The sequence below is a fragment of the Mycobacterium sp. ITM-2016-00318 genome (assembly GCF_002968285.2).
In the GTDB taxonomy this organism is placed as follows: domain Bacteria; phylum Actinomycetota; class Actinomycetes; order Mycobacteriales; family Mycobacteriaceae; genus Mycobacterium.
This window is the reverse complement of sequence record NZ_CP134400.1, coordinates 2,224,351-2,245,710: the sequence shown is the minus strand read 5'-3', so window position 1 is coordinate 2,245,710 and position 21,360 is coordinate 2,224,351. Positions and strand designations below refer to the sequence as shown.

Annotated in this window: 24 protein-coding genes; 6 read left to right on the top strand and 18 right to left on the bottom strand. The window is 66.0% G+C overall.

Translation table 11 applies throughout. From position 1 onward, the window contains the following. Positions 1 to 8 precede the first annotated feature (8 nt). The 3 genes from C6A82_RS10855 to thyX are packed head-to-tail and all read right to left on the bottom strand — an operon-like array spanning position 9 to position 3,399. Positions 9 to 1,685: a ribonuclease J gene (locus tag C6A82_RS10855; protein ID WP_105342489.1), complete on the bottom strand. Its 1,677-nt coding sequence runs from the start codon at positions 1,683 to 1,685 to the stop codon at positions 9 to 11. Beyond that, on the bottom strand, positions 1,685 to 2,587 hold the full coding sequence (gene dapA, locus C6A82_RS10850) for a 4-hydroxy-tetrahydrodipicolinate synthase (protein ID WP_105342487.1): 903 nt from the start codon (positions 2,585 to 2,587) through the stop codon (positions 1,685 to 1,687). The genes C6A82_RS10855 and dapA overlap by 1 nt, the downstream gene beginning before the upstream one ends. A gap of 59 nt (positions 2,588 to 2,646) precedes the next feature. After that, positions 2,647 to 3,399 carry an FAD-dependent thymidylate synthase gene (gene thyX / locus C6A82_RS10845; RefSeq protein ID WP_105342486.1) on the bottom strand — a complete coding sequence of 251 codons (753 nt, stop codon included), beginning with the start codon at positions 3,397 to 3,399 and terminating at the stop codon, positions 2,647 to 2,649. Positions 3,400 to 3,482: 83 nt separating this feature from the next. On the opposite strand from thyX, the gene C6A82_RS10840 reads away from it, so the two are divergent. Further along, positions 3,483 to 4,070 carry a nucleoside deaminase gene (locus tag C6A82_RS10840; RefSeq protein WP_105342484.1) on the top strand — a complete coding sequence of 196 codons (588 nt, stop codon included), beginning with the start codon at positions 3,483 to 3,485 and terminating at the stop codon, positions 4,068 to 4,070. Between the two features lie 65 nt (positions 4,071 to 4,135). Here the strand turns inward: C6A82_RS10840 and C6A82_RS10835 are convergent, their stop codons facing one another. The 4 genes from C6A82_RS10835 to C6A82_RS10820 form a co-directional block, all read right to left on the bottom strand. After that, positions 4,136 to 4,768 carry a zinc permease gene (locus C6A82_RS10835; RefSeq protein ID WP_311101784.1) on the bottom strand — a complete coding sequence of 211 codons (633 nt, stop codon included), beginning with the start codon at positions 4,766 to 4,768 and terminating at the stop codon, positions 4,136 to 4,138. 292 nt (positions 4,769 to 5,060) lie between these two features. Continuing rightward, positions 5,061 to 6,272 carry a DNA glycosylase AlkZ-like family protein gene (locus tag C6A82_RS10830; RefSeq protein WP_311101783.1) on the bottom strand — a complete coding sequence of 404 codons (1,212 nt, stop codon included), beginning with the start codon at positions 6,270 to 6,272 and terminating at the stop codon, positions 5,061 to 5,063. Further along, the gene (locus C6A82_RS10825; protein WP_105345986.1) at positions 6,269 to 6,751 is read right to left on the bottom strand and encodes a dihydrofolate reductase; all 483 of its coding nucleotides are present in this window, start codon (positions 6,749 to 6,751) and stop codon (positions 6,269 to 6,271) included. Before C6A82_RS10825 ends, C6A82_RS10830 begins: the two co-directional genes overlap by 4 nt. 28 nt (positions 6,752 to 6,779) lie before the next feature. Continuing rightward, positions 6,780 to 7,580, bottom strand: coding sequence for a thymidylate synthase (locus C6A82_RS10820; RefSeq protein WP_105345987.1), 801 nt, complete (start codon positions 7,578 to 7,580; stop codon positions 6,780 to 6,782). A gap of 43 nt (positions 7,581 to 7,623) precedes the next feature. Between C6A82_RS10820 and C6A82_RS10815 the strand changes: the two genes are divergently transcribed. Together C6A82_RS10815 and C6A82_RS10810 are read left to right on the top strand one after the other, a co-directional pair. Further along, positions 7,624 to 8,361, top strand: a complete 738-nt coding sequence (locus C6A82_RS10815) for a dienelactone hydrolase family protein (protein ID WP_105345989.1) — start codon at positions 7,624 to 7,626, stop codon at positions 8,359 to 8,361. Positions 8,362 to 8,415: 54 nt separating this feature from the next. Continuing rightward, positions 8,416 to 9,336 carry a CoA ester lyase gene (locus tag C6A82_RS10810; RefSeq protein ID WP_105346025.1) on the top strand — a complete coding sequence of 307 codons (921 nt, stop codon included), beginning with the start codon at positions 8,416 to 8,418 and terminating at the stop codon, positions 9,334 to 9,336. Here C6A82_RS10810 and C6A82_RS10805 read toward each other — a convergent pair. From C6A82_RS10805 to dapB, 4 genes are all read right to left on the bottom strand, one after another. Next, positions 9,330 to 9,809, bottom strand: coding sequence for a hypothetical protein (locus tag C6A82_RS10805; protein WP_105345990.1), 480 nt, complete (start codon positions 9,807 to 9,809; stop codon positions 9,330 to 9,332). The two genes, C6A82_RS10810 and C6A82_RS10805, sit on opposite strands and share 7 nt — an antisense overlap. Before the next feature lie 86 nt (positions 9,810 to 9,895). After that, positions 9,896 to 10,351, bottom strand: coding sequence for a flavodoxin family protein (locus tag C6A82_RS10800; RefSeq protein WP_105345992.1), 456 nt, complete (start codon positions 10,349 to 10,351; stop codon positions 9,896 to 9,898). Then, positions 10,348 to 10,818 carry a tetratricopeptide repeat protein gene (locus C6A82_RS10795; RefSeq protein ID WP_105345994.1) on the bottom strand — a complete coding sequence of 157 codons (471 nt, stop codon included), beginning with the start codon at positions 10,816 to 10,818 and terminating at the stop codon, positions 10,348 to 10,350. Before C6A82_RS10795 ends, C6A82_RS10800 begins: the two co-directional genes overlap by 4 nt. A gap of 126 nt (positions 10,819 to 10,944) precedes the next feature. Beyond that, on the bottom strand, positions 10,945 to 11,682 hold the full coding sequence (gene dapB / locus C6A82_RS10790; protein ID WP_105345996.1) for a 4-hydroxy-tetrahydrodipicolinate reductase: 738 nt from the start codon (positions 11,680 to 11,682) through the stop codon (positions 10,945 to 10,947). Between the two features lie 69 nt (positions 11,683 to 11,751). Between dapB and C6A82_RS10785 the strand changes: the two genes are divergently transcribed. Then, positions 11,752 to 12,219, top strand: coding sequence for a hypothetical protein (locus C6A82_RS10785; protein ID WP_105345998.1), 468 nt, complete (start codon positions 11,752 to 11,754; stop codon positions 12,217 to 12,219). On the opposite strand, the gene C6A82_RS10780 is transcribed toward C6A82_RS10785, so the two are convergent. Together C6A82_RS10780 and C6A82_RS10775 are read right to left on the bottom strand one after the other, a co-directional pair. Next, complete coding sequence (locus C6A82_RS10780; RefSeq protein WP_105346000.1) at positions 12,220 to 13,011, bottom strand: DUF4239 domain-containing protein; 792 nt, start codon at positions 13,009 to 13,011, stop codon at positions 12,220 to 12,222. Positions 13,012 to 13,143: 132 nt separating this feature from the next. Continuing rightward, positions 13,144 to 13,659, bottom strand: a complete 516-nt coding sequence (locus C6A82_RS10775) for an Lrp/AsnC family transcriptional regulator (RefSeq protein ID WP_105346001.1) — start codon at positions 13,657 to 13,659, stop codon at positions 13,144 to 13,146. Positions 13,660 to 13,752: 93 nt separating this feature from the next. On the opposite strand from C6A82_RS10775, the gene ald reads away from it, so the two are divergent. Beyond that, on the top strand, positions 13,753 to 14,868 hold the full coding sequence (gene ald, locus C6A82_RS10770; RefSeq protein WP_105346026.1) for an alanine dehydrogenase: 1,116 nt from the start codon (positions 13,753 to 13,755) through the stop codon (positions 14,866 to 14,868). Between the two features lie 4 nt (positions 14,869 to 14,872). On the opposite strand, the gene C6A82_RS10765 is transcribed toward ald, so the two are convergent. After that, the gene (locus tag C6A82_RS10765) at positions 14,873 to 15,259 is read right to left on the bottom strand and encodes a YchJ family protein (RefSeq protein ID WP_105346003.1); all 387 of its coding nucleotides are present in this window, start codon (positions 15,257 to 15,259) and stop codon (positions 14,873 to 14,875) included. 54 nt (positions 15,260 to 15,313) lie between these two features. On the opposite strand from C6A82_RS10765, the gene C6A82_RS10760 reads away from it, so the two are divergent. Beyond that, the gene (locus tag C6A82_RS10760) at positions 15,314 to 15,868 is read left to right on the top strand and encodes a DUF4334 domain-containing protein (RefSeq protein ID WP_105346004.1); all 555 of its coding nucleotides are present in this window, start codon (positions 15,314 to 15,316) and stop codon (positions 15,866 to 15,868) included. Here the strand turns inward: C6A82_RS10760 and C6A82_RS10755 are convergent. Genes C6A82_RS10755 through C6A82_RS10740 form a run of 4 tightly spaced genes read right to left on the bottom strand, consistent with a single transcriptional unit; the run spans position 15,865 to position 21,200 of the window. Continuing rightward, positions 15,865 to 16,686 carry a rhomboid family intramembrane serine protease gene (locus C6A82_RS10755; protein ID WP_105346006.1) on the bottom strand — a complete coding sequence of 274 codons (822 nt, stop codon included), beginning with the start codon at positions 16,684 to 16,686 and terminating at the stop codon, positions 15,865 to 15,867. The genes C6A82_RS10760 and C6A82_RS10755 overlap by 4 nt on opposite strands. 7 nt (positions 16,687 to 16,693) lie before the next feature. After that, on the bottom strand, positions 16,694 to 17,596 hold the full coding sequence (bla, locus tag C6A82_RS10750) for a class A beta-lactamase (protein WP_105346008.1): 903 nt from the start codon (positions 17,594 to 17,596) through the stop codon (positions 16,694 to 16,696). An 18-nt stretch (positions 17,597 to 17,614) separates the two neighbouring features. Further along, entirely contained in the window at positions 17,615 to 18,967 is a 1,353-nt protein-coding gene (locus C6A82_RS10745; protein ID WP_105346010.1) for a pitrilysin family protein, read from the bottom strand. Continuing rightward, positions 18,948 to 21,200 (bottom strand): polyribonucleotide nucleotidyltransferase, encoded by a 2,253-nt coding sequence (locus C6A82_RS10740; RefSeq protein ID WP_105346012.1) that lies wholly within the window; start codon positions 21,198 to 21,200, stop codon positions 18,948 to 18,950. The genes C6A82_RS10745 and C6A82_RS10740 overlap by 20 nt, the downstream gene beginning before the upstream one ends. Positions 21,201 to 21,360: the final 160 nt, after the last annotated feature.

Genomic DNA, 21,360 nt, shown 5'->3' with positions numbered 1-21,360 from the left:
GCGCGGGTTCAGATCTCGATGACCGTCGGCACGATCATCGGCTGACGGCGGTAGGTCTCCCCAACCCACTTGCCGACAATCCGGCGCACCGCCTGGGCGATGCGGGTGACATCGGTGATGTTGTCACCGGCAAGCACTTCCAGCTCCTGCTCGACCTTGAGAGCAACAGGCTCCAGCGCCTTCGGATCCTCCGAGAAGCCGCGCGAGTGCAGGTGTGCGGGCGCGGCCGGCCGGCCGGTACCCTTGTGCACGACTACGGTGACCGCGACGAAACCCGAAGTCAGAGTGAGCCGCTCGCCCAGGGTCGATTCGCCGACGTCGCCGGTGATCAGCCCGTCGACGAACATCTTCCCGGTCGGAACCGCTCCCGCGATGCTCGCCTTCCCCCCCACCAGGTCGACGCTGACACCGTTCTCGGCGAGCACGATCCCCTCCGGCTCGACGCCGGACCGGATGGCCAAAGCCGCATTGGCCCGCAGCATCCGCCATGTGCCGTGCACGGGCATCACGTTGCGGGGCCGCACGCCGTTGTAGAGAAACAGCAACTCACCGGAGTAGGCGTGACCCGAAACATGCACGCGTGCCTGCTGATTGGTGACGACGCGGGCACCGATTTTGGCGAGGGCGTCGATGACGCCGTAGACCGCCTCCTCGTTACCGGGAATCAGCGAGGACGACAGGATGATCAGGTCGCCGGGTGTCAGCGTGATGCTGCGGTGCTCACCGCGCGACATCCGCGACAGCGCCGACATCGGCTCACCCTGGGTACCGGTGGTGATCAGCACGATTCGTTCCGGCGCCATCATTTCGGCCGCGCCGATGTCTATGACGTCGTCCACGTCGACCTTCAGATAGCCCAACTCGCGGGCGATTCCCATGTTGCGCACCATGGATCGCCCGACGAACGAGACGCGACGCCCGAGGGATACGGCGGCGTCGATGATCTGTTGCACGCGATCGACATTGGAGGCGAAGCACGCGACGATGACGCGGCCCTCAGCGCCGCGGATCAGCCGGTGCAGCGTCGGGCCGACCTCGCTCTCCGACGGTCCGACGCCGGGGATCTCGGAGTTCGTCGAGTCGCAGAGGAACAGATCCACCCCCTTGTCGCCGAGCCGCGACATCCCCGGCAGGTCGGTGGGGTTGTCGTCGAGCGGCAACTGATCGAGCTTGATGTCGCCGGTGTGCAGGACGGTGCCTGCGCCGGTGTGGATCGCGATCGCAAGGCATCCCGGAATCGAATGGTTGACGTGGAAGTATTCGCATTCGAACACTCCGTGCGTTGACTTCTGACCCTCCGACACCTCGATGAACGCCGGCTTGATGCGGTGCTCGCGGCACTTCTCCGCCACCAGCGCGAGGGTGAACTTCGAGCCGACGAGCGGAATGTCGGGCCGCAGTTCGAGCAGGAACGGGATCGCGCCGATGTGGTCCTCGTGCGCATGGGTCAGCACCAGCGCCTCGACGTCGTCGAGACGGTCCTCGACGAGACGCAGGTCGGGCAGGATCAGATCGACGCCCGGCTCGTCGTGGTTGGGAAACAGCACCCCGCAGTCGACGATCAGCAACCTGCCGAGGTGCTCGAACACCGTCATGTTGCGGCCGATCTCGCTGATGCCACCAAGCGCGGTGACCCGCAAACCTCCAGGGGCCAATGGCCCCGGCGGCTCGATGTCGATGTCCACTACCGAAGTACCGCGGCGGCCCGCATGTCGGCCGCCAGCGCCTCGATCTGGTCCTGGGTGGCGGGGATTTGCGGGAGCCGGGGATCACCGACCTCGAAGCCCTGCAGTCCCAGACCGGCCTTCGACATCGTCACACCGCCGAGCCGCGTTTGTGCATCGCCGAGCGGGGCGAGTGTCACGTTGATCTTGCGGGCGGTGGCGACGTCACCGGAATTGAACGCCGACAACATCTCTCGCAGTTGGCTGGCGGCGACATGCCCCCATACGCTGATGAACCCGACAGCTCCCATCGCCAGCCACGGCAGGTTGAGCGCGTCATCGCCCGAGTAATACGCCAATCCCGTCTCGGCGATGATCAGCCCGCCGCCGTTCAGGTCACCCTTGGCGTCCTTGATCCCGACGATGTTCGGGTGCGCGGCGAGCGCGCGGATCGTGTCCCATTCGATCGGGATACCCGACCGCACCGGGATGTCGTAGAGCAGGATCGGCACGGATACCGCGTCAGCGACCGCGGTGAAGTGCGCCGCCAGGCCGGCCTGCGACGGGCGCGAGTAATACGGGGTGACGACGAGGAGTCCGTGCGCGCCCTCGGCCTCGCACGCCTTCGCCAGGTGCACGCTGTGTGCGGTGTCGTAGGTACCTGCGCCTGCGATGACGCGGGCGCGGTCGCCGACGGCGTCCAGCACGGCGCGCACCAGCGCGATCTTCTCTTCATCGGTCGTAGTCGGCGACTCACCGGTGGTGCCCGACAGCACCAGGCCGTCGCAGCCCGAGTCGACCAGGTGGGTGGCCAGACGTGCGGCGGTTGCGGTGTCGAGCGAGCCGTCGGGCTTGAACGGCGTCACCATCGCGGTCAGCACGGTGCCCAACCGGGCCTGCACGTCGAATCCGCTGGTGCTCACGGCCACCAAGATTACCCGGTTGCGTTCATGCTTCCGTGGACTGGATCTGGCCAGGTCCGTCAAGCCTCCGTGGCAAGCGGGCTCGTAGCCACCTCTGTGCCGTCTGCCAGCGTGGCGATCTCGAAGTCGGCGAACACCTGGGGGGCGACGTCGATGAGCTGGCGCAGGCAGGCGATCGCCAGCCTGCGAATCTCCACATCGGCCTGTTCGCTGGCCCGCATCGCGACGAAGTGTCGCCAGGCCCGGTAGTTGCCGGTCACGACGATGCGGGTCTCGGTGGCGTTGGGCAGCACGGCGCGGGCCGCCTGACGGGCCTGTTTGCGCCGGATCGACGCGTTCGGCTGGTCGGCGAACTTGGCCTCCAGCCTGGCCAGCAGCTCGCAGTACGTCGCGTGACTGGCATCAGCGGCCGCGGTGAAGATGTCCTGCAGTTCCGGATCGTCTTCGATGCCCGGGGGCAGCACGACGCGTGAGTCGTGCTCGGGCACGTAGCGCTGCGACAGCTGCGAGTAGGAGAAGTGCCGATGGCGAATCAGCTCGTGGGTGCACGACCGCGACACTCCGGAGATGTAGAAGGACACCGCCGCATGCTCGAGCACCGAGAAGTGTCCGACGTCGATGATGTGCCGCAGGTAGCTCGCGTTGGTCGCGGTGCGCGGGTTCGGCTTGGACCAGCTCTGGTAGCACGCCCGGCCGGCGAACTCCACCAGAGCGGGCCCGCCGTCGGCGTCGGTGCTCCACGGCACGTCAGGGGGGGCCAAGAACTCGGTCTTGGCTAGCAACTGCACGCGCAGCGGCGCGGTCTCGGCCACGGCTCACCCTAACGCGAGTCACTCTGCGGAAGCTTTGCGGCGTTACACACCGGGAGACGATTAGCCGGAGCTACCGTTGTGCGATGGGGGAAAACACCGTGGCCTCCCGCCTCCTCGATGTCATGGAACACGACATCCTGCCGATGACCGAACGCGGTGTCGCCGCGGGCAACAAGGTCTTCGGTGCGGCGCTGCTGCGCAAGTCCGACTTCTCGGTCGTCATCGCAGGCACCAACAGCGAAACGGACAATCCGTTGCTGCACGGCGAGATCAGCACGCTCAACCAGTTCTACGAACGGTCCGAGCGGCCGCCGACCAGCGATCTGGTTTTCCTGTCCACCCATGAGCCGTGTCCCCTGTGCCTGTCGGCCATCACCTGGTGCGGCTTCGACAACTTCTACTACTTCTTCACCTACGAGGACTCCCGCGACGCCTTCGGCATACCGCACGACTTGAAGATCCTCTCCGAAGTGTTCGGCGTCGACGACGGCGCGTACCGACGAAGCAACGCGTTCTGGACCGCGTACTCGATCCGCGCGCTCGTCGAGACCCAGGCCGAACCGTCGCGCACCGAGCTGCTCGAGCAGGACAGGCGCATTCGCGACGTCTACGCCGCGCTGTCGGAGCAATATCAGGCTTCCAAGGCCGACAACGACATCCCGTTTCGCTGACTAGTCTCGAATGAACCGCCTTAGATGTCGGCGCTGACCGATTTGCGTGTTCTGCCGACTTTGACTCAGGCAGCAAGGACGAACGACAGGAAGAATCCGCCTGCGGTGGCGAAGGCGTTGAGCGGACGACCATGCTCGAAGGCCTCCGGCATGAGCGTGTCGGCCAGTGACGCCAGTACTGCTCCGCCGGCGAACGACAACGCGACCGCCAGCACGTGTTCGCCCATTCCTGCTGCTGTCGCCCGACCGACCACGACTGCCGCCGCCAGCAGCACCGCACACAGTGTCCAGGTCACGACAACAGCGCGTGGGCTGGTTCCGGAGTTCCGCATGGCCACCGCACCGACCAGCGACTCGGGCAGATTGGAGAAGAAGATCGCTACCAGCAGGGAAAGCGAGGCGCCCTCAACCAGCGACACCCCCAGCGCGACGTTTTCAGGTACACCGTCCAGCGTCACCGCTGCGAGCAGCGCCAAGCCCACCCCGCCTCGCGCCCCGGAGGCGACGACTTCACGTTCCTCGGGTCCCGACTTACCGCTGATGAATTTGTCCAGCGCGGTGTCGACAACTACGAATGTCGCGGCTCCGGCGAGAAGGCCAAGCCCAGCGCGGAACGGACCACCCAGCGCGAACGCTTCTTCGAACAATTCGAATGCCAACGCGGAGATGAGCGCCCCGCTGGCGAAAGCGAGCAGCACGCCGGTCACGCGTTTGGGCGGGCTCCATTTGCGCCCACAACCGAACCGATGACCAACGCGCTTGATGCAGCCAAGCCGAACAGCACTGCAGTCAGCACAGCGAAACAGTGCCCCGATCAGCGGCTTCTGAAACCCGCACGCAGGCGCCGGCGTTTGATCGCGCTACAGCAGGGCTGCGCGACCTCGGATACGACAAGTGCGACGTGACTACAACTCTCGTCGCCAACTCGACTGTGCGTGTACTCATACGACACGCCGTGACGGCGTCAGTGACCGCACAGTCGCGGAAGGATCACCCGAGAGCGCGACGCAACTCGTCAACCAGATCACCGCGCGTACCCACCGTCACATCGCTCAAGCCCAGCCACGACGCCATCGACCGCAGCTCCCCCGCCAGCGCCTCGGCGACACGCACCGCGTCCCGCTCCGGTTCGGTGAACGCGCCGACCACGTTGAGCGCACCCGTCGCTCGCTCGGCCTTCAGGTCGACGCGGCCCACCAACTGACCGTCCAGCAGGAACGGCCAGACGTAGTAACCGAATTCGCGTTTGGGCGCCGGCGTGTAGATCTCTATGCGGTAGCGGAAACCGAACATCCGCTCGGCCCGCGGCCTGAACCAGACCAGCGGGTCGAATGGGCACAGCAGCGCCGCGCCCCGCTCGAACCGCGGAATGACCTGGCCGGCACGCAGATACGCGGGGGCCTTCCAGCCGTCGACCTCGACCTGTTCGACTTCGCCATCCGCGACCAACTTGGCGAGAGCCGGCTTGATCTGCCCTGCACCCAGCCGGAAGTAGTCGCGGATGTCGGCTTCGGTCCCGACGCCCAGCGCACCTGCTGCGCGTAGCGCCAGCTCGCGCATCGCTTCGGCGTCGTCGACCTCCCGCGCCAGCACCTCCGGTGGCAGCACGTTCTCGGTCAGGTCGTAGTGCCGCGCGAACCCCAACCGGGTCGCAGTCGTCAGCACACCCGCCGACCACAGCGCCTCGGCAACCCACTTTGTCTCACTGCGATCCCACCACGGGCCCTTCTTGCCCCGCGGCTCCGACTCGAGATACGCCTCGATCTGGCCTGCGGTCGACGGACCAAGCTCCGCGATGGCGGCGACGATGTCGTCGGCCAGCCGCCGGTTCTTCTTGACGATCTCCTTGCCCCACCGGCCGTCGGCGTACTCCCGCATCCGCCACCGCAGCAGCGGCCAGTCCTCGACCGACATCAACGCCGCCTCGTGCGCCCAGTACTCCACCAACAACCGAGGAGACCGCGAGCTGTGGCTCCACGCGGCGCGGTCCACCACATCACGGTCGTACGGCCCGAGCCTGCTGAATACCGGGGCGTAGTGCGCGCGCACAGCCACCGACACCGAGTCGAGCTGCAGAACCTGGATACGAGAGATCAGCCGCCGCAGATGCGCGCGCGTCACGGCACCGCGCGGCTTCGGTTCACCGAAGCCCTGCGCAGCGACACCGATGCGGCGCGCCTGGCCCGCGGTCAGCCTGCTCATGCCCGGGTATAGCTGTGGAAGCGGTAGCGCAGCCCGGAGCCGCTTTTCAACCACTCCCCTGTGGTCCCCACCCATGACTCGTCGAGCACCGGCGCGACGGCGTCGCCGTCCTCGCGTCGCAGATCGACCTCGACCTCGGTGACCTCACAGCGTGTCGCCGCAGCCATCGCCAGCAGGTAGATCTGCTCGCCGCCGATGACCCATGCTTCGTCCCCGGTGAGCGCCGCATCGAGGCTGCCCGCCACTGTCGCTCCCTCGGCCATGTAGTCAGCTTGCCGGGTGACTACGACATTTCTGCGGCCCGGCAGCGGACGCACCGTGCTCGGCAACGACTCCCAGGTCAGCCGCCCCATCACCACGGTGTGGCCCAGCGTCAGTTCCTTGAAGCGGGCCTGGTCCTCCGGCAGTCGCCACGGGATGCCGCCGGCGCGGCCGATCACACCGGAGGGCGACTGGGCCCAGATCAGGCCCAGCGTCATGCCCACGATTCGGCCCCGCAAGCAGGCCTCATACCGCTACGGGGGCCTTGATCGCGGGGTGTGGGTCGTAATTCTTGATGACGATGTCGTCGTAGGTGTAGTCGAAAATCGAATCTCGGGGCGCCAGAACAAGTTCCGGGTACGGCCTCGGGTCACGACTGAGCTGTTCGGTGACCTGCTCGACATGGTTGTCGTAGATGTGGCAGTCGCCGCCGGTCCACACGAACTCGCCGACATCCAGCCCGGCCTGCGCCGCCATCATGTGGGTGAGCAGCGCGTAGCTGGCGATGTTGAACGGAACGCCGAGGAACAGGTCGGCGCTGCGCTGGTAGAGCTGGCAGGACAACCTGCCGGCGGCGACATAGAACTGGAAGAACGCGTGGCAGGGCGGCAACGCCATCTGCGGGATCTCGCCGACGTTCCAGGCCGAGACGACGTTGCGCCGCGAGTCCGGGTCCTTCTTCAGCAGCTCGACAGACGCGCTGATCTGGTCGATGTGTTGCCCCGACGGCGTCGGCCAGGACCGCCACTGCACCCCGTATACCGGGCCGAGATCGCCGGTCTCACTGGCCCATTCGTCCCAGATGGTGACCCCGCGCTCCTGCAACCAGCGTACGTTCGAGTCGCCGCGCAGAAACCACAGCAGCTCGTAGATCACCGACTTGGTGTGCACCTTTTTGGTGGTGATCAACGGAAAGCCCGCGGAAAGGTCGTAGCGCAACTGGTGGCCGAACAAACTGCGGGTTCCGGTACCGGTGCGGTCGGATTTGGGGGTGCCACGGTCGAGCACTACGCGCAGGAGATCTTCGTACGGAGTGGCGATCGGCACGCCGTTCAGCTTACGTCCAGACCGGTGGCGTAGAACTACAAGCATGCCGAGTGTCTCAGCTTCCGTCAGCACGCCGGACGGCACCTGTCCCGCCACCCTGCACACCCCGGAGGGCAGCGGCCCGTGGCCAGGGGTCGTCATGTACGTCGACGCAGGCGGCGTACGCGACACCATGCGCGAGATGGCCCAGCACCTCGCCGACCAGGGCTATGCCGTTCTGCTGCCCGACGTGTACTACCGCCACGGCGACTGGAAACCCTTCGACATGCGCACCGCGTTCAGCGACCAGGTGGAGCGCACCCGGCTCATGGGTATGGTGCGCTCGGTGACACCAGACATGATCTCCAGCGACGCCGCCGCGTTCTTCGACTTCCTCGAACAGCATCCCGATGTGAAGGGTTCGCGCTTCGGCGTCTTCGGCTACTGCATGGGCGGGCGGGCGTCGGTGATCGTGGCCGGACGCCAGCCCGACCGCGTCGCCGCCGCGGCGTCCTTCCACGGCGGGGGCCTTGTCACCGACGACCCCAACAGCCCGCACCTGCTGGCCGACAAGATGACGGCCACCGTCTACGTGGCCGGCGCGGAGAACGACGGCGGCTTCACCACCGAGCACGCCGAAACGCTCGACAAGGCGCTGACCGCGGCCGGAGTCGAGCACATGGTCGAGTTCTACCCGGCCGGCCACGGTTTTGCGGTTCCCGACAACCCGCCGTACGACAAGGCGGCCGCCGACCGGCATTGGGCTGCACTAGAGCGACTGTTCGACGCCTCGCTGGTCTGACCTGGCCAGACCCCCGCTGTTGGTCCGGCGGGCGAAGTGCGCGACGATGTTCGCGTGGACAACGAGGTCAGCACCACCCAAGACGCCGCTGAGGTCGGGTCGCGGATCAATCCCGTGCTCGCCAGGAGCTGGCTGCTGGTCAACGGCGCCCAGTACGAGCGGTTCGCGCCCGCCGTCCATTCCCGCGCCGACATCGTGGTCCTCGACATCGAGGATGCCGTCGCGCCCAAGGACAAGGCCGCCGCGCGCAGCAACGTCATCAAGTGGCTCGGTGAAGGCAACAGCGACTGGGTCCGTGTCAACGGCTTCGGCACGCAATGGTGGCAGGACGACCTCGACCTGCTGTCGGGTACCTCGATCGGCGGGGTGATGCTGGCAATGGTCGAGTCCGTCGACCACGTCACCGAGACAGCGAAGCGGCTCCCCGGAGTACCGATCGTGGCGCTGGTGGAGACGGCTCGCGGCCTCGAGCGGATCACCGAGATCGCCGCGGCGAAGGGCACGTTCCGGCTGGCGTTCGGCATCGGCGACTTCCGCCGCGACACCGGATTCGGCGACAACCCGATGACGCTGGCCTACGCGCGGTCGCGGTTCACGATCGCCGCAAAGGCCGCCCACCTACCCAGCGCCATCGACGGTCCCACCGTCGGTGCCAGCGCGCTGAAGCTCAGCGAAGCCACCGCGGTCTCCACGGAATTCGGCATGACCGGCAAGATCTGCCTCACGCCCGACCAGTGCGCCACCGTGAACGAAGGGCTGTCGCCGTCGGTCGAGGAGATCGCCTGGGCGAAAGAGTTCTTCACCGAGTTCGAGCGCGACGGCGGCGAGATCCGCAACGGCTCCGACCTTCCCCGCATCGCCCGTGCGAACAAGATCCTCGACCTGGCCCGCGCATACGGCATCGAGCCGTCGGAGTTCGACGACGTCGACGACCCCGGGCACATCCCCGCCCCGTCGGACACCTACCACTACTGATCAGGTGCGCCCGCGGGATTCTCTTGATCTTTGCGGTGCAGGAAATTACCGACCGCGCGCGCTATACCGCGGCCGGCGTAAATGGCGGCCACCACCGACAAGATGATCATCACGACGAACATCACGAGCCAGTTGCTGCGGCTGTGGCTCACATTCCACCAGATGATCGTGAACAACACGGCGCAGATGAAAACCACGATGTCGCGCCAGTTGCCGCCATAGGAAATCGCGGCCTCGCGGAGTGCCCGGCTTTTTTCCGTCGCTTCGATGAGATCGTTGATCCGCTCGTCGATGCTGGCCTTGAGCCTGGCCTTCAGCTCAGGCTGGTCATCCGGAATCCGCTCGAGCAGGTCCATGTCCTTGGCGATCACCACGCGAACGTCGGGTCCCTTGAAATTTCCCGCGGCGGCACCCAACAATGCCCCACCTGCGATCGGCGCTGCGCCCAAGGCGAGTTCGGCGATACCTGGCATAGCACGCTCCTTCAAAAGTCATGGGCGCATCGAGACTACGGTTGTTGACGGTTTTCGGCGAATGTTCGTCATCTCCGCCATGTCGCTCATTCCATCAGCGCAGCCGCAACTGTGGCGCCGAGATTCCAGCAGGCTTCCAGCTCGTCCTTGCTCGGTTTGCCGGACACGACGACGGTATCGGCGGCTTTGGCCCAGCCGAGGCCGGTCGTGATCGAGTCGATTCCGCGCTCGGCGCCTTCGGTGCCTTCGTTGCCGTGCAGATACAGTCCGAACGGACGCCCGCGCGTCGCGTCGAGGCACGGGTAGTAACAGACATCGAACGCATGCTTCATCGCACCGCTCATGTACCCGAGGTTGGCGGGCGTGCCGAGCAGATAGCCGTCGGCTTGGAGCATGTCGGTCGCCGACACCGTCAGCGCAGGCAGCCGCACCACTTCGACCCCCTCGATCTCAGGGTCGGTCGCACCCGACACCACCGCCTCGAACATCTCGTGCGTGTGCGGCGATGGCGTGTGGTGAACGAACAACAGCCTCTTGGTCATCGCTTCGACTCCTGTAGTTCGACAGCCTTTCGCATCGTCTCCCGCGCACGGCCGCGGTCGCCCGCGTAGTCGTAGGCGCGGGCCAACCGGTACCACCGCAGCCAGTTGTCCGGGTCCTTCTCCAGCTCATCGCGCACGGTCTCGAACAGTTCATCGGCCGCGTCGCGCTGAATTCGGCCCGACGGCATCCGTGGCAGCTCGCTCACGTCGAGCTCCATTCCGACCTCGCGCGCAAGTCGCGCCAGCCGTTGATGCGCGAGACCGGCCGCCAGTGTGCTCACCATGACCCACGTTCCGATGAGCGGCATGACCAGGATCGCCAGGCCGAGCCCGATCGCCGCACCGCTGCCCGATGTGATGAAGGCCCAGGCGATGCGGCCGAGCAGCAGGAAGTACACGACCATCGCCACACACATGAAGCCGATGAGCAGTTGAATGCGCGGCGAGCGCCCGGCCTCTGTGCTCATGCCTCGACTCTCGCTCGTCCCCTGCCCTGCGGGCGTGGGCCCACCGGTCCTCGCTCGTTCCTCGTCCCCTGCCCTGCGGGCGTGGGCCCAGCGATCCTCACTCACGTTCGCCTTCGGTGCGGCATGTCAGGTCAGGTCGAGCAGCTGCTCGATGCCGATGGTCAGACCCGGGTGTTGCTGCACCTTCCGGACGGCGAGTAGCACACCGGGTACGAACGATGTGCGGTCGAGGCTGTCGTGCCGAATCGTCAAGGTCTCGCCCTTGGTACCGAACAGCACCTCCTGGTGTGCCACCAATCCGGCAAGCCGTATGGAGTGCACCGGTATGCCGTCGACGTCGGCGCCCCTGGCTCCGTCGAGCCCTGTGCTGGTGGCATCGGGGTTGGGCGGCAGGTCTTTTCGTGCCTCGGCGATCAGCCGCGCGGTACGGGCCGCGGTTCCCGAAGGCGCGTCGGCCTTGTGCGGATGATGCAGCTCGATGACTTCCACCGACTCGAAGAAGCGCGCGGCCTGCTGTGCGAAATGCATCGACAGGACCGCCCCGATCGCGAAGTTCGGGGCGATGAGAACCGCAAGGTCGGGCTTCTCCGTGAGCCAGCTGCGCACCTGGCCGATCCGCTTGTCGTCGAACCCGGTGGTGCCGACGACGGCGTTGATGCCGTTGTCGATCAGGAACTGCAGGTTGTCCATCACGACGTCGGGGTGGGTGAAGTCGATGACCACGTCGGTATCCGCCTCGGTGAGCCGGCTGAGCGGATCGCCGGCATCGACCGCGGCTGACAGCGTCAGATCGTCGGCGTCCTCAACCGCTGCGACCATGGTCGCGCCGACCTTGCCCTTGCTGCCCAGCACCGCCACACGCATGCGCTCACACTAGTCCCGGCGGCGTTGATTCCCCGGCCGCGCTCTTTGCCGGGGCGTAGTTTCTCAATCGTGGATCTGTCGAGTTGGACGCTGGGCCTGTTGCTCATCGTGCTGACCATCGCGATCCACACGACTGGAGTCGTGATGCTCGCGTTCGGTCTCCAGAGGAGGATTCGGGTCGGCGGCGACAGGCACCTGCATGAGCCTCGGCGCGCGATCCCGGTCGTGATCGGCCACATCGGCGCGGTCGCGCTGATCTTGGCCGCTCTGCACGGGGTGGCGAGCACGCTCTGGGCGTCGGCTTATCGATGGCTCGGCGCGTTCGATTCGTTCACCGAGGCATCGCTGTATTCGCTCGGCACCATGACGACGCTCGAAATGCCGGGGTTGATGCTGCCGTCCCGGTGGCGAATGCTCGGCGCGCTGGAGGCCGTCAACGGCGTGCTCCTGTTCGGCATCAGCTCCGCGTTCATCTTCGCGGTGATGCAGGCTTACTGGCTGACGCTGTCCCGACGGACGGGTTCGCCGAACGCCTGATCACGTTCCACGGTCGATCGAGTCGAAAACAGTCAGGGATTGCTCAAACGGTTCGGATGTGACGCCCAGTTGGTTTCCGAAGGGATGGTCGAGCCAGAAAACGAGGAACAGCAGCAGGCCGAGCAGGGCCGCGACCGCACCCAGCAACAGCAGATGCGCCCGTTTGCTCCCCAGGTTGAAGAAACCGCCGAGCGCCACCAGGACAACACCGCCGAAAAGCAGACCTGCCCACAGCAGCCCAGGTATTCGCGGTTCGGCATCCAAGATGCGCTGACTCCGTTGCGACGCAAGCGTGTCCACCTTGTCCAGAAATCGCTGACTTATCGGGTTCGACTCGACGTTGGACTGCTCGATACCCAGCACCCGGTACATCTCGTTGAGCGCATCTCGCGCGCCTTCGGTGCCACCACCGGCGCGGACCGCCTTCTCCCATTCAGGGCCTGCGACCGCCGTCGTGTAATTCCGAAGCAGTTGCCGCATCCGTGTCTGCTCGGAAATGGGCATGCCGACGGTCTGGCGGTACATCGTTGTCAGCGTGGACGCCTCGTTCGAGACGTTGGCCTCAGCAGAGGAGAACTGCTCCCAGGCCACGACGATCGTGAATCCGAGCAGAGCGCCATAAACCAGCCCGACGCAGGTCAAAAACGGTGACAGGGCGCCGTTGTGCCCTGCGTCGACATGTTCCGGAAGCGTGCGGTGAGCCAGCCAGATGCTGGCGGCCCCAATGAGGATCGACACCACCAAGACGAGGGCCAAAACCAACCACAGACCGGCTATTCCGAAGGTGCCCACCCTTACAGCATGCGCCTCCGTGGACGCTTCGGTGCCCCGGCGGCCAGCGTGGCGATTTCCCCGCGCCGGAGTCCGTCCGCAAAAGTCCGGCCCTGCCGTACGTTCTTCCCATGCCCTAGGTAGGGCCGGGGGTTACAGGGGCGAGGCGCCGCGTAGGTGCTCGAAGATCAACGACGTCTGCGTGCCCGCCACATCCGCGTCGGCGTTGAGGTTCTCGACCACGAAGGCCCGCAGGTCCTCGGTGTCGCGCGCGGCCACGTGCAGGATGAAGTCGTCGGCTCCCGCGAGGAAGTACACATCCATCACCTGGGGCTTGCCCCGGATCTGAGCGATGAAGTTGCGGATCTTCGCGCGGGCGTTGGCCTGCAGGGTGACCGAGATCATCGCCTGCAGCGACAGACCGATCGCAGCGGGATCGATGTCGGCGTGGAACCCGCGGATGACGCCGAGCTCATGCAGCCTGCGCACGCGCCCGTGACAGGTCGACGGCGCGATACCGACCGCATCCGCCAGCGTGCTGTTGGGCATGCGGGCGTCGCGGTGCAGAAGGATCAAAATCCGCCGATCGATGTCGTCGATATCGGCCGCTCGAACATACTTCGGCGAACGCGGCCGACCCGCCATCGAGATCGATGATTCTTCAGTCATATAGGCACTGTATCGAACAATCCTCGCTGCTATTGCCTAGTTATCGAATTTTCTTCACAATTTTAGGCATTCCATCGACGATCAGGAGTGATCATGCGCGTCGGCGTCCCGACCGAGATCAAGAACAACGAGTTCCGTGTTGCCCTCACCCCCGCCGGTGTCGCCGAGTTGGTCCACCGCGGCCATGAGGTGCTGATTCAGGCCGACGCCGGCGAGGGCTCCTCCATTTCCGACGCCGACTTCAAGCGCGCAGGCGCCCAGATGATCGACAGCGTCGACGAGGTCTGGGCAGAGGCCGACCTTCTGCTCAAGGTCAAGGAGCCCATCGGGGCCGAGTACACCCGGCTACGCCAGGGCCAGACGCTTTTCACCTATCTGCATCTCGCTGCCTCGGCGCCGTGCACCGATGCGCTGATGTCGTCGGGGACCACGTCGATCGCGTACGAGACCGTGCAGACCGCCGACGGCGCGCTGCCGCTGCTGGCACCGATGAGCGAGGTCGCGGGCCGACTCGCGGCGCAGGTCGGCGCCTACCACCTGATGCGCACCCACGGGGGGCGCGGCGTCCTGATGGGCGGCGTCCCGGGGGTGGCCCCTGCCAACGTCGTGGTGATCGGCGGTGGAATGGCCGGCGATAACGCCGCCGCCGTGGCCAAGGGTATGGGCGCTCGCGTCACCGTCTTCGACCTGAACATCAACACCCTGCGCAAGATCGACGCCGAGTACGGCGGCAGCATCGAGACCCGCTACTCGTCGCGCCTTGATCTCGAGGACGCAGTCAAGGAGGCGGACCTGGTCATCGGCGCGGTCTTGGTACCAGGCGCCAAGGCGCCCAAGCTCGTCAGCAATGCGACTGTTGCGCACATGAAGCCGGGTTCAGTGCTTGTCGACATCGCGATCGACCAGGGCGGCTGTTTCGAAGACTCGCGCCCCACCACACACGACGACCCCACCTTCGCGGTGCACGACGCGCTCTTCTACTGCGTGGCCAACATGCCCGGCGCGGTGCCGCGCACGTCGACCTACGCGCTGACGAACGCCACCATGCCGTATGTGGTCAAGCTCGCGGAGCGCGGTTGGAAAGGAGCTTGCGCCGCCGATCCCGCTCTGGCCAAGGGTCTTTCGACGCATGAGGGCGCGCTGCTTTCTGAGCAGGTAGCCGCCGACCTTGACCTGCCCTTCACCGATCCGGCCACTGTCCTGGTCTGACCGGTCAACCGAACACCTCCCCGTCCACGTAGAACCAACGACGGGCTCTCGCGGCGAAGTGGGACCGCTCCCGAAGCGTCCCACTTCGTCGGTTCAGGAGATAGTGAGCGAGGAACTCCACCTCGCCTTCGTCGTCGCCCTGCTGTCCCGCGACCACGTCGAGGATCTCCAGCCCCGTCCACACCTCATCCGAAGGCGTCAGCGCCTCCGGCCTGGTGCGTGGATGCCAGGTCCGCCAGAGGTAGTCGAGATCTCCGACGGCATATGCGCAATACCGCGACCTCATCAACTCTTCGGCGGTCGATGCCTGCCGTTCCCCTGCGTGAAGCGGTCGGCAGCACCGGCAGAATCGCTCTTCGCCGCCGCATGGACAGTCATCGGTCGCCGACATGGATCACAGTCTTATCGATTTGATTCTTGACACCTGTCAAGTACCGTCGAGGTCATGCTTCTCGCCGACGTGATCCCGAACGCCCCGACGACGACGGACGACGCCCTCGCCCTCTTCGACGCCAGTGCCGCAACCGAACCGGAGTTCATGATCGGCACGTGGCACGGTGCCGAGATGCCGACCGGCCACCCGCTGGACGGCCTGCTGGAGGCCAGCGGATGGTGGGGAAAGCGGTTCGTCGACGCCGAAACCGTGCATCCATTGCTCTTCCCCACCGCCAACGGCCGGGAACTGCGGGCTGTCAACCCGATCCTGGCCTTCTCCGGTCTTGGCGTCGCGACGAGGATTCCGGCGTTGAGGGCTCGTAAGCACGTCGGCATCGTCAACCTCGCGAGCCCCATTCTGAGAACCAGGGAGCCGAAGGCCAGACTGCGCACGACCCGCTACCGCGGCGTCGACACCGCCACGATGATCTACGACCAACTGCCCGTCAACGACGTCTTCCGCAAGCTGGACGACCGGACGGTGATAGGGGCGATGGATCTTCGAGGATCGAAGAAGCCGTACTTCTTCGTACTAACGCGCGACAACTCACTGCAGCTGCGTTAGACCAACGCGAGCAGGTGGCTTGTGCGCCACCAGATCAACGCCGCGAACAGGGCGACCATCGCGACCGTCGCGCCCACCTGCACCTGGATGTGGACCTTCGCAGGCGCGTAGGCATAGGCGAAGGCCACCACGCCACCGGTCACCAACCCGCCTAGGTGTCCCTGCCAGCTGATCGAGGGCACGGTGAACGTGATGACGAGGTTGATCGCGATCATGATGACGACCCAGCGGATGTCGACGTTGACCTTCCTCCCCACCACGAAAGTGGCGGCGAACAACCCGAAGACGGCCCCGGACGCTCCGAGAGTCGGCACATCCAGCGGCGAGAACAGGTAGATCAGCACCGAGCCGCCGATGGCGCTCAGGAAATACAGCGCGATGAAACGCGCTCGGCCAAGCCAGATCTCGAGCGGCGGGCCCACCACGAACAACGCGAACATGTTGAACAGGATGTGAGTGATCCCGCTGTGCAGGAACGCCGACGTCAGCAGGCGGTACAGCTCGCCGTGCGCCACGGCGGGCGACCACATGACGAACTCCGCCTCCACGCGCGACGACGCCATCTGCACGACGAAGGCGATCACGTTGACCGCGATCAGCACATAGGTGACCACCGGGGTCGTCGAACCCCATGGCCCGCCGGACCGAGCCGTCGGCCGGCGTACCGTCTTGGCTCCCGCGCTGACGCACTCCGCGCACTGATGGCCGACGGCGGCGTCGCGCATGCACTCCGGACAGATGTAGCGCTGACACCGGGTGCACTGCACATAGGTCGTCCGGTCCGGATGGCGGTAACACGTCGGCGCGGGGTTGGTCATCTGTCGCTCAGTTTTCCCGTAGCCACGGCACCAGCACCGAGGCGACCTCACCGATCAGCGGGCGATTGTTCGGCGCATTCGGATCGTCGCCCTGCGACCGCGTCATGATCGCCAGCACCAGCTTCTGCCCGGCCGGCCCGTAGGCGATGCCGACGTCGTTGGTGCTGCCGTAGTCGCCGTTGCCGGTCTTGTCGGCGCTCGTCCAGCCCGCGGGGAGGCCGGCGAGCATGCTCGACGTCTCGTTGGCGCGCATCCAGTCCTCGAGCTGCTGCCGCTGCGGCGGCGGCAACGCATCGCCGGTCAGCAGGGTGCGATAGCCGTCGCCGAGTGCGTGCGGCGTGCTGGTGTCACGGGGGTCGCCGGGGATCGCCGAATTGAGTTCGATCTCCCACCGGTCCAGCCGGGTGCGGTCGTCGCCGATGCTGCGCGCGAAACCGGTGATGGCAGAAGGCCCGCCGATCGTCTGCAAGAGCAGGTTGCCCGCGCAGTTGTCGCTGACCTGCACTGCCGCCGCGCACAGCGCACCCAATGTCATCCGGTCACCGGAGTTCGGCGCAGTCCTCGGGGAGTTCGGCAGCGCCGCCCACGTCGGGTCGACGAAGACCTGCTGGTCCAACGTAAGGTCGCCGTTGCCCACCATCTGCAGGACCCGCGCCGCTGCGTAGCCCTTGAACGTCGAACACATCGCGAACGGTTCGCCGTCGAGATGGGACACGGTGCGCCCGGAGGCGAAATCGACGGCATACACGCCGATCTTCGTGTTGTACCTGCGCTGCAATGCCTGGATGCGGTCGTACAACGGCGGCACGGGTTCGGCGGGGTCGGCGAGTACGGGTTTCTGGGAGCATGCGGCGAGGCCGGCCACGGCCAAGCCGCCGACCAGCACGCCGCGTCGGGAGAGTCGGTTCACTGCTCCCACGGTAGGTGATCAGCCTGCGATCGCCCGAAGCGGCTGCGGCAGAGACCTTTTGGTGGTGTACGGTCCAAGCACCGCTGCACCGTAAGGCCTGGTCAGCAGGCGGCGCGCGACTGTGTTGACCTCCTCGAGGGTGACCTGGTCGATCAGCCCGAGCGTCTCGTCGATGGTGCGGTGCTCGCCGTAGTTCAGTTCGCTGCGTCCGATGCGGTTCATCCGCGAGCCGGAATCCTCCAGGCCCAGTACCAGCCCACCGCGCAACGAACCCTTGGCGATCCGGCACTCGCCTTCGGTGATGCCGTCACGCGCCACCGTCTCGAGCACGTCGGTGGTCACCCGGGCCACCTCGGCGAAGCGCTCGGGCAGGCAGGCGGCGTACACCGAGAGCGCTCCGCTGTCGGAGAAGGTGTCCACCGTCGAGTACACCGAGTACGCCAAGCCTCGTGTTTCGCGAATCTGCTGGAACAGGCGGGAACTCAAGCCGCCGCCCAGTGCGGTGTTGAGCACCGAGAGCGCCCACCGGTGCTTCCAGTGCCGACCGGGGACGCGAACGCCGAGCGACATGTGTGTCTGCTCGGCGTCGCGGTTGACCACCTCGAGCGACGGCCGGCCGGTGACCCGGCCCGTGCCCTTCCGCGGCGACACCGCCGTGCGGTCGCGCACCAGGTGCGCGCCGAAGTGCTCGCGCACCAGCGCGACCACCTCATCGTGATCGACGTTTCCCGCGACCGCCATCACCATTCGTTCCGGTGTGTAGCGGCGGACGTGGAACGAATGCAGCTGCGACCGCGTCATCGCCGAAACCGATGCCGCGCTGCCGATCACGGGTCGCCCGACCGGGTGTGCCCCGAAGACCGCGGACAGGAAGACGTCGCCGAGCGTGTCCTCCGGATCGTCGTCGTGCATCGCGATCTCCTCGAGCACGACGGCGCGTTCGAGCTCGACGTCCTCGGCCGCACACACGCCCCGCAGCACCACGTCGGCGACGAGGTCGACCGCCAGTTCCAGGTCGGTGTCGAGCACATGCGCGTAGTAGCAGGTGTGCTCGCGCGCGGTGAACGCGTTCAACTCACCGCCGACGGCGTCCACCGCCTGGGCGATCTCCACCGCAGTGCGGGTCGGAGTGGACTTGAAGAGCAGATGCTCGAGGAAGTGCGCGGCGCCTGCGACACTTGGCCCTTCGTCGCGCGAGCCGACGCCCACCCAGACACCGACCGACGCCGAGCGCAGCGACGGGATGTACTCGGTGACGACGCGCAGACCACCCGGCAGGGTGGTGCGTCGCACTGTGGACTTCGTCGCGGACTCGGCGCCGCGGCGGACCTGTCGCAGGCCCGCCTTCCCGCTAACTGCCTGTCGTGGCATCGACAGGCGAATCAGCAGGAGCTGCTGAGCTCTCGTCGTCCTCCGCAATCAGGACGAGCGAGATCTTGCCGCGGTTGTCGATGTCGGCGATCTCCACACGCAACTTGTCGCCGACCTTCACCACGTCCTCGACCTTGGCGATGCGCTTGCCCCGGCCGAGCTTGCTGATGTGCACCAGCCCGTCGCGGCCCGGCAGCAGTGACACGAATGCACCGAAATCCGTTGTCTTGACCACGGTTCCGAGGAAACGCTCACCGGTCTTGGGTAACTGCGGGTTGGCGATCGCGTTGATCTTGTCGATCGCGGCCTGTGCGGATGCACCGTCGGTAGCGCCGACGAACACTGTGCCGTCGTCCTCGATGGAGATCGATGCGCCGGTCTCCTCGGTGATCGAGTTGATCATCTTGCCCTTCGGCCCGATGACCTCGCCGATCTTGTCGACGGGAACCTTGATCGCGGTGACACGAGGCGCGTACGGGCTCATCTCGTCGGGCTCGTCGATGGCCTCGGCCATCACCTCGAGAATGGTGGTGCGGGCGTCCTTGGCCTGCGCCAGCGCACCTGCAAGCACCTTCGACGGGATGCCGTCGAGCTTGGTGTCCAACTGCAGCGCGGTGACGAAGTCCTTGGTGCCCGCCACCTTGAAGTCCATGTCGCCGAACGCGTCTTCCGCGCCGAGGATGTCGGTGAGCGCGACGAAGCGACGCTCCGTGCCGCCACCCTCGATCTCGACGTCGTCGGACACGAGACCCATAGCGATGCCCGCTACCGGCGCCTTCAGCGGCACGCCCGCGTTCAGCAGCGACAGGGTGGACGCACACACCGACCCCATGGACGTCGAGCCGTTGGAGCTCAACGCCTCGGAGACCTGGCGGATGGCGTAGGGAAATTCCTCGACACTCGGCAGCACGGGCATCAGGGCCCGCTCGGCCAGTGCGCCGTGCCCGATCTCGCGCCGCTTCGGCGAGCCGACGCGACCGGTCTCACCGGTCGAATACGGCGGGAAGTTGTAGTGGTGCATGTAGCGCTTGCTGGTCTCGGGCCCCAGCGAGTCGATCTGCTGGGCCATCTTCACCATGTCCAGCGTGGTGACACCCATGATCTGGGTCTCGCCACGTTCGAACAACGCGCTGCCATGCGCCCGCGGAATCACGGCCACCTCGGCGGAGAGCGCGCGAATGTCGGTGATGCCACGCCCGTCGATGCGGAAGTGGTCGGTCAGGATGCGTTGACGCACAAGCTTTTTGGTCAGCGAGCGGTACGCGGCGCCGATCTCCTTCTCGCGGCCCGCATACTGTTCGGCCAACCGCTCGAGCACCTCGACCTTGATCTCGTCGGTGCGATCGTTGCGCTCTTCCTTGCCTGCGATCGTCAGCGCCTTGGAGAGTTCGTCGGTGGCCACCGAGGACACCGCGTAGAACACGTCGTCCTGGTAGTCCGGGAACACCGGGTACTCGGCGGTGGGCTTGGCGGCCTTCTCGGCCAATTCCTGCTGAGCGGCACACAGTGCGGCGATGAACGGCTTGGCGGCCTCGAGGCCCTCGGCGACAACGCTTTCGGTGGGTGCACCGGCACCGCCGGCGATCAGCTCGATGACGTTGTCGGTGGCTTCGGCCTCGACCATCATGATGGCCACGTCGTCAGCCGTCTTGCGGCCCGCGACGACCATGTCGAACACCGCCCGCTCGAGTTGCTCGACAGTCGGGAACGCGACCCAGGTGCCGTCGATCAGCGCGACGCGCACGCCGCCGACGGGGCCGGAGAACGGAATTCCCGAGATCTGTGTGGACGCAGACGCGGCGTTGATCGCCAGCACGTCGTACAGATCCTTGGGATCGAGGCTCAGGATGGTGACAACGACCTGAATCTCGTTGCGCAGACCCGAGATGAAGGTGGGACGAAGGGGCCTGTCGATCAGCCGGCACGTCAGGATCGCGTCCGTGGAGGGGCGGCCCTCACGCCGGAAGAACGAGCCGGGAATGCGCCCGGCGGCATACATCCGCTCTTCGACGTCGATCGTCAAGGGGAAGAAGTCGAAATGGTCTTTTGGGGTCTTGCTGGCCGTCGTGGCCGACAGCAGCATGGTCTCGTCGTCGAGGTAGGCGACGACGGCGCCGGCGGCCTGCTTGGCAAGCCGACCTGTCTCGAAACGGATGGTGCGGGTGCCGAAGCTCCCGTTGTCGATAACGGCGGTGGATTCGAACACGCCTTCTTCGATTTCAACTACAGACATAGACGTCCGTATGGCCTCTCTGGATCTGTTCAGCTGTTTTGCGGCGTCGCGCTCATTACGCTGAGCAGCCTGTCAGACCACGGGCCTTGATACGGCTACGGCCGTCGATCGAAGCGGCCGGAGTGAAAACCCCGGCAGCCACTACCGAAGACCGCCCGAT

Bases quoted from the DNA above. Each gene is read 5' to 3' on its own strand.
- C6A82_RS10840 (WP_105342484.1), top strand. From the start codon at position 3,483: ATGGGGGAAAACACCGTGGCCTCCCGCCTCCTCGATGTCATGGAACAC.
- C6A82_RS10830 (WP_311101783.1), bottom strand. From the start codon at position 6,272: ATGAGCAGGCTGACCGCGGGCCAGGCGCGCCGCATCGGTGTCGCTGCG.
- C6A82_RS10825 (WP_105345986.1), bottom strand. From the start codon at position 6,751: ATGACGCTGGGCCTGATCTGGGCCCAGTCGCCCTCCGGTGTGATCGGC.
- C6A82_RS10815 (WP_105345989.1), top strand. From the start codon at position 7,624: ATGCCGAGTGTCTCAGCTTCCGTCAGCACGCCGGACGGCACCTGTCCC.
- C6A82_RS10805 (WP_105345990.1), bottom strand. From the start codon at position 9,809: ATGCCAGGTATCGCCGAACTCGCCTTGGGCGCAGCGCCGATCGCAGGT.
- C6A82_RS10800 (WP_105345992.1), bottom strand. From the start codon at position 10,351: ATGACCAAGAGGCTGTTGTTCGTTCACCACACGCCATCGCCGCACACG.
- C6A82_RS10795 (WP_105345994.1), bottom strand. From the start codon at position 10,818: ATGAGCACAGAGGCCGGGCGCTCGCCGCGCATTCAACTGCTCATCGGC.
- dapB (WP_105345996.1), bottom strand. From the start codon at position 11,682: ATGCGTGTGGCGGTGCTGGGCAGCAAGGGCAAGGTCGGCGCGACCATG.
- C6A82_RS10775 (WP_105346001.1), bottom strand. From the start codon at position 13,659: ATGACTGAAGAATCATCGATCTCGATGGCGGGTCGGCCGCGTTCGCCG.
- ald (WP_105346026.1), top strand. From the start codon at position 13,753: ATGCGCGTCGGCGTCCCGACCGAGATCAAGAACAACGAGTTCCGTGTT.
- C6A82_RS10765 (WP_105346003.1), bottom strand. From the start codon at position 15,259: ATGTCGGCGACCGATGACTGTCCATGCGGCGGCGAAGAGCGATTCTGC.
- C6A82_RS10760 (WP_105346004.1), top strand. From the start codon at position 15,314: ATGCTTCTCGCCGACGTGATCCCGAACGCCCCGACGACGACGGACGAC.
- C6A82_RS10755 (WP_105346006.1), bottom strand. From the start codon at position 16,686: ATGACCAACCCCGCGCCGACGTGTTACCGCCATCCGGACCGGACGACC.
- C6A82_RS10745 (WP_105346010.1), bottom strand. From the start codon at position 18,967: ATGCCACGACAGGCAGTTAGCGGGAAGGCGGGCCTGCGACAGGTCCGC.
- C6A82_RS10740 (WP_105346012.1), bottom strand. From the start codon at position 21,200: ATGTCTGTAGTTGAAATCGAAGAAGGCGTGTTCGAATCCACCGCCGTT.